The following is a 5734-nucleotide window of genomic DNA, read 5'->3' as shown; positions in this document are numbered from 1 at the left end:
TGGGAATGATCACGTAGGTCATGTCCCCGAAGGTCGCCACGCCCAGCGAGAGCGGGGTGACGTCCAGCAGAATCTTCTTCCAGGGGGCGATGTTCGCCTCGCCGCTGGGGCGCCCGCCGAAGCTGGCAGACTTGCTCTGCGGTGCGGGCTCGGACGCCTCGGGAAGCGGCGGGGCAGGGGATTCCGTCTCCAGCGCCGCGAAGGCATCTTCCTGAATCTCGGGCTCCGGCTCGGTGGGCTTGGAGGTCGGCGCGCTGATGCGGCCGGTCTCCTGCGAGGCGTCTTCGAACGAGGGAGCCGCTGCCGAATCCGGCGGCGGGGGAGGCGGCGGCGCGGCGGCCGGTTCCTGAATGCTCTTGCCGGCCTTGCGACTCATGTCGAGGATGTAGCCCTGAATGGCCGCGCCCATCGAGATGGCCTCGTCGGGATGCACGCGCGCCGAGGGTTCACGCCCGAAGAACTCGCGCACGCTCTCGCGCACCTTGGGCATGCGGGTCTGGCCGCCCACGAGAAGGACATCGTCGATCTCGTCGCGCTTGAGCCCCGATTCCTGGACCACCATGTCGCAGATGTGCACGCAGCGATCGACGAGGTCGCGCGTGAGATTCTCAAAGGTATTGCGCGCGATCTTGAACTCCAGGTGGAGACTCGGATCGACGTTGGGCGCGATGAAGGGAAGCGAGACGTCGGCGGTTTCCTTGCTGGAGAGCTCGCGCTTGGCGTTCTCGGCCGCGTCCTTGAGCCGCTGGTGGGCCATCTTGTCCATGGCGATGTCCACGTCGGCCGTCTTCTTGAATTCCTTGACCATGTACTCGACGAGGCGATTGTCGAAATCCTCGCCGCCCAGGTAGGAGTCGCCGCCGGTGGCGAGCACTTCGTACACGCCCTTGGTGATGGAGAGCACCGATACATCGAAGGTGCCGCCGCCGAGGTCGAAGACCGCGACGTTCTTTTCGGTATCGTCGCGGTAGCCGTAGGCCAGCGCCGCGGCGGTGGGCTCGTTGATGAGCCGCAACACGTTGAGCCCGGCGATCTCGCCGGCGTCGCGGGTGGCCTTGCGCTGGTTGTCGTTGAAGTAAGCGGGAACCGTGATGACCGCCTCGGTGACCTCGGCGTTGAGTTCCTGCTCGGCGATCTTCTTCATCTTCTTGAGAATGATCGCGGAAATTTCGATGGGGCTGTACTGCTTCTCGTTCATCACCATCAGCACTTCGCCCTTGGGGCCTTCGGCGATGTCGTAGGTGATGAACTGCTGCGCGATCTTCACGCCTTCTTCGTCGAAGCGGCGGCCGATCATGCGCTTGGCGGCGTAAATGGTCTGGTAGGGATTGGTGATGACCTGGCTCTTGGCCAGATGTCCGACGATGAGCTTGCCGCGCGAGTTGACGGCAACATAGGACGGCGTCGTGTTGTAGCCCTTGCTGTCGAGAATGACGCGCGGGCCGTTGCCTTCCCACACGGCGACGCACGAATTCGACGTCCCCAAATCAATGCCGATGATGGCACCCATAGACTTCCCAGTTCCAATTCAGCGATGAGGGACTAAGCCAGTGATTCCACTGGAGAATTCAAGCCGGATCATCCCCTCTGGCCGCCAACTATGGCACACCTTGCGGGGCCGGTGCAAAATTGGGGCAGCGGGCCAAGCTTGTTTCAATTCCCGCGCAGTCGGGGCACTACCCAGCCTTGAATTCCACCTGCAGACTCTCGGTCGTCTGGCCGCTCTGGTAGCGGCGGAAGGCCAGCAGGGCCTCGAAAATCAGCCACAGCGCCATGATCAGAAGTCCCAGGCACAGGCCGAAGAGTAGCATCGTGTCCTTGGCCCAGAAGTCGCGGAGCTGTCCGGCCATGGCCACGCCGGTGCTCACCATCATAAAGAGCATGGGCAGCAGTGTCGGCAGGGCGTTGCGCCCGCGCTGGAGCAGATAGAGGGATACGACCAGCAGCGTGAGTGAGGCCAGGAGCTGGTTGCTCGTCCCGAAGATCGCCCAGAGCGCCAGGCCCGCGGGCTTTCCGTTGATCTTGAAGAAACAGAAGAAGCCGATGGCCGCCACCGCGCCCAGGCTCGCCACCACCCGGTGTCCCAGCCACGGCAGGTTCAGGGTCTCGGCGATCTCGGCAATGTTGTAGCGAAGAAGGCGCGTGCCCGAGTCCATGCTGGTGAGTGCGAAGCTCACGACGAGCAGCGCAACGAAAGACTGCGAGGCGCCCAGCGGCAGGCCGAACTGGGAGATGAAGAGACCGGCGCCCTGGATGAAGGCGTCGATCTTCTGGGCGAGCCCGCCGGCTGCGCCCCAGCTCGCATAGTGCTCGTGCCAGCGCGTGGCGTCACCGAATCCGGCCGTCGTCGCCAGCACCGCCATGAGTCCCAACAGGGACTCACCCACCATGCCGCCATAACCCACCATGCGCGCGTCGGGCTCGCGCGCGATCTGTTTCGAAGAAGTGCCCGATGATACCAGTCCATGGAACCCGCTCGCCGCGCCGCAGGCGATGGTGATGAACACGAAGGGGAAGATGCTCGGCGCGCCGTCGGGGTGTGGTTGATAGGCAGGCGCATCGAACTGCGGATTGAGCACGAAGAATCCCAGGAACATCGCCGCCATGCCCAGGTAGAGCAGCAGCGAGTTGAGGAAGTCGCGCGGTTGCAGCAGCAGCCAGACCGGCAGCACGCTGGCGGCAAAGGCGTAGATGAGCAGCAGCCAGCTCCAGCCGTCGGTGCTGGGGGCGCGCCCGACTTCATTGAGGCCGGTAAAGGCCAGCACGCCCTCGTTCATCCCAAGCGGGATGGAACCAAGCACGAGAATGAACGCCAGCACCGTGAGCGGCACCAGCCGGAAGCCCTTCTTGTAGACGAGCGTGCCGATCACCGTGGCCAGAATCATCAGGCTGGCCGAGGGAATTACCGCCTGGGGGTACCCCACGGGGTTGGCGGCGGTCGCCGGGCTGAAGAGCGCGGCCATGACCTTGGCAAACACGCCCATGGCCAGCGCGACGAGGAAGAAGATGATCAGGTGAAAGAGGCTTTTGGCGCGCGGGCCGATCACCGACTCGGTCACCTTGCCGATGGACTGGCCCCTGGCGCGCATGCTGACAACGAGCGCGCCGAAATCATGGACGCAGCCCACGAGCAGCGCGCCGCCCACGACCCACAGCATCGCCGGGGCCCAGCCCCAGATCACCGCGATGGCCGGACCGAGCAGCGGTCCCAGGCCCGCGATGGAAGCGTAGTGATGGCCGAAGAGCACCCACTTGTTCGTGGGCACGTAGTCGACGCCGTCCTCCTGCGCGTGGGCAGGCGTGACGTGGTCGTCGGAGAGGGCGAAGATCTTCGTCGCGAGATAGGCCGAATAGAACCGGTATCCCAGCGCGTAAACGATCAGACACAGCAGTGCGGCAAGTGCGGCATTCATGGCCGGCCAACGCTCCTCAAGTTTCGGAAATGCCCCGAAGGCGAAGTGACGAACTTAGATGAGGCGCGCCCGGCCCGGCAAACGCGTCCGGGACTTCACCCGAACTCAATGATGAGCTGCTCCAGGGCCGGAATCAGGGTCCTGCGGGCCGCGCCCTGGGCGCCGCCGAGCCTGATCAGCCGGGCCATGAGCGGCGGGTCGCGCACGATGGCGCCGATGAGGGCGCCGGTGCGGACGCCGCCGACCTCGGTGGTGAAGCGGTCGATCCCCTTGAGTGAGTGCGCGGGCGTATCGAGCACAGCCCGGAGGCTGATCCAGGGGACGTTGGCCCCTGCAAGCGCGCCGGCGGCGGCATGGGTCTCCATGTCGATGGCCAGAGAGTCGGTGAACTTCGCCTTCTCCGCGCCGTCCGTGACGATTTCCCTGAGCGTGCGCAGCGCGCCGCTGAGGGCCAGCGGCACCTGCGCGGCCGCGCGCCGCCGGGCCGGAGCGTTCGGCGCGAGGGATTCGGCGCCCTCGGTGCGGATCTCATCGGCGAGGATGAGCGTGCCGGGCGCGCGCTCGGTGCTCGTGCTGCCGGCGTAGCCGGTCAGGATGGCCAGGCTGGTTGGGAACTCGGCGGCGACGTAGGCAGCAAAGCGCGCCGCGTTTTCCGGGCCCATGCCCGTCCAGCCCACACGGATGAAGCGATCGTCCAGGTAGAGTTCATACAGGGAGGCCGGAGCCCTGTGGCAGTGGGTGATCACCCGCCCGCGCGCAATCAGCGGGCGGACCTCCCCCTCCAGGGCGGAGAGGATCAGCAATCTCGGCGGCGTGGGGGGCATCGGGAGCGAAATCTTCCTTCAGATCAAAGGGGCGGACGCTGCCCCCATTCTTGCCCAAAACCCCCGAGAAACGCGCCTTTGGGGCGATTTTGGTTGACTTGTCACAGGATTGAGCGGTAGCGTAGCGCGCCGAAACCCGTTCCTGACCGCGCAGTTAGGATGGGTCGACTTCAAGCAAAGAAAGCGGACCACGCGATGCGTACACCCCTTAAACTCCAGGCCAAAATGTCCGGCCACATCATGCGCGAGAAGCTTCGCGGAAACAAGCGAATCCCCCTCGTGCTGATGCTCGAACCTCTTCACGCCTGCAACCTGACCTGCGAGGGCTGTGGCCGCATCATCGAATACAAAGACTCGATGACCGACCGCATGAGCCTGGAGCAGTGCTTCGAAGCCGCCGAGGTGACCCGCGCCCCCGTGGTTTCGGTCTGCGGCGGCGAGCCGCTCATCTACCGCGAGATCGACGCCCTGATCGACGGGCTCATCGAGCGCGGCAAGTATATCTACCTCTGCACCAACGCGATGTTCCTCGATCGCTTCCTTCCCAAGCACGAGCCCTGCGAGCAGCTCTCCATCACCGTTCACATGGACGGGATGCGCGAGCTCCACGACAAGATCGTCGAGCGCCAGGGCGTGTGGGATCTGGCCATCGAGAACATCAAGCTGGCCAAGCAGATGGGCTTCCACGTGACGACGAACACCACGATCTTCCGTGAAACGACCCCCGAGCAGCTCGAAGAGCTCTTCACCTTCCTCACCTACCTGGGTGTGGACGGCCTGATCGCCAGCCCGGCTTTCGCCTACGAGGCCTTCGCCGACGATCCCTACATGTTCGGCACCAAGGACCAGATTCACGAGAAGTTCCAGAAGTTGCTCCCGGTGATGAACAACTTCAACATGCTTTCGACGCCGCAGTACATGAGCTTCCTCGCCGGTGAGCGCGAATATCCGTGCTCGCCCTGGGGCAACATCACCCGCAACCCCAAGGGCTGGAAAGGCCCCTGCTACGCGATCACGAACGATCACTACGAGACCTACCAGGAACTGCTGGAGTCCACCGACTGGGAATACTACGCCCAGCAGAAGGACCCCCGTTGCGCCAACTGCAAGATGCACTCGGGTTTCGAAGCGAGCGTCGTGTTCAACATGACCATGACCGACATGATCTCGATGATGCGCTGGCAGCTCGCTGCGTAAGTTGAACCAGGCAGAGAGCGGAAAGCGCCCGGCCAGTAGGCCGGGCGTTTTCATTTTGGGGCAAAGGCGGCGGCCCGTCATTCCTTCGACGCGCTCAGGACGAATCAGGTTGGTGCGAGTGATGAGCGCGGGCTAGAATCGCCCCCATGGTTCAGCAAGGACAGTTTCTCGAACGCCCGGTCATCATTCCCACCGCCGATCCCGAGCAGTGTCTCGAAGGGCTCTATCATCGTGGCACGCAGGTGCCTGTCGTCATCGCCCCGCCGCATCCGATGATGGGCGGCTCGATGGAGGTTACGG

Annotated in this window: 3 protein-coding genes and 1 pseudogene; 1 reads left to right on the top strand and 3 read right to left on the bottom strand. The window is 64.2% G+C overall.

The window, feature by feature from the left end; all coding sequences use genetic code 11:
- Positions 1-379: 379 nt before the first annotated feature.
- The 3 genes and pseudogenes from KDH09_01070 to KDH09_01060 all read right to left on the bottom strand — a co-directional run bounded on the left by KDH09_01070 (position 380) and on the right by KDH09_01060 (position 4237).
- Positions 380-1510 (bottom strand): annotated as a pseudogene (locus KDH09_01070) (Hsp70 family protein).
- Between the two features lie 166 nt (positions 1511-1676).
- Positions 1677-3413: a carbon starvation protein A gene (locus KDH09_01065; GenBank protein MCB0218258.1), complete on the bottom strand. Its 1737-nt coding sequence runs from the start codon at positions 3411-3413 to the stop codon at positions 1677-1679.
- A 95-nt stretch (positions 3414-3508) separates the two neighbouring features.
- Positions 3509-4237, bottom strand: coding sequence for a hypothetical protein (locus tag KDH09_01060; GenBank protein MCB0218257.1), 729 nt, complete (start codon positions 4235-4237; stop codon positions 3509-3511).
- Between the two features lie 195 nt (positions 4238-4432).
- Here KDH09_01060 and hpnH point away from each other — a divergent pair, with 195 nt between their 5' ends.
- Entirely contained in the window at positions 4433-5434 is a 1002-nt protein-coding gene (hpnH, locus tag KDH09_01055) for an adenosyl-hopene transferase HpnH (protein MCB0218256.1), read from the top strand.
- The last annotated feature ends 300 nt before the right edge of the window (positions 5435-5734 follow it).

Source organism: Chrysiogenia bacterium (assembly GCA_020434085.1).
Classification (GTDB): Bacteria; JAGRBM01; JAGRBM01; order JAGRBM01; family JAGRBM01; genus JAGRBM01.
Note: the sequence above shows the minus strand (reverse complement) of the source record. Positions and strands in the feature narration are given on the sequence as shown.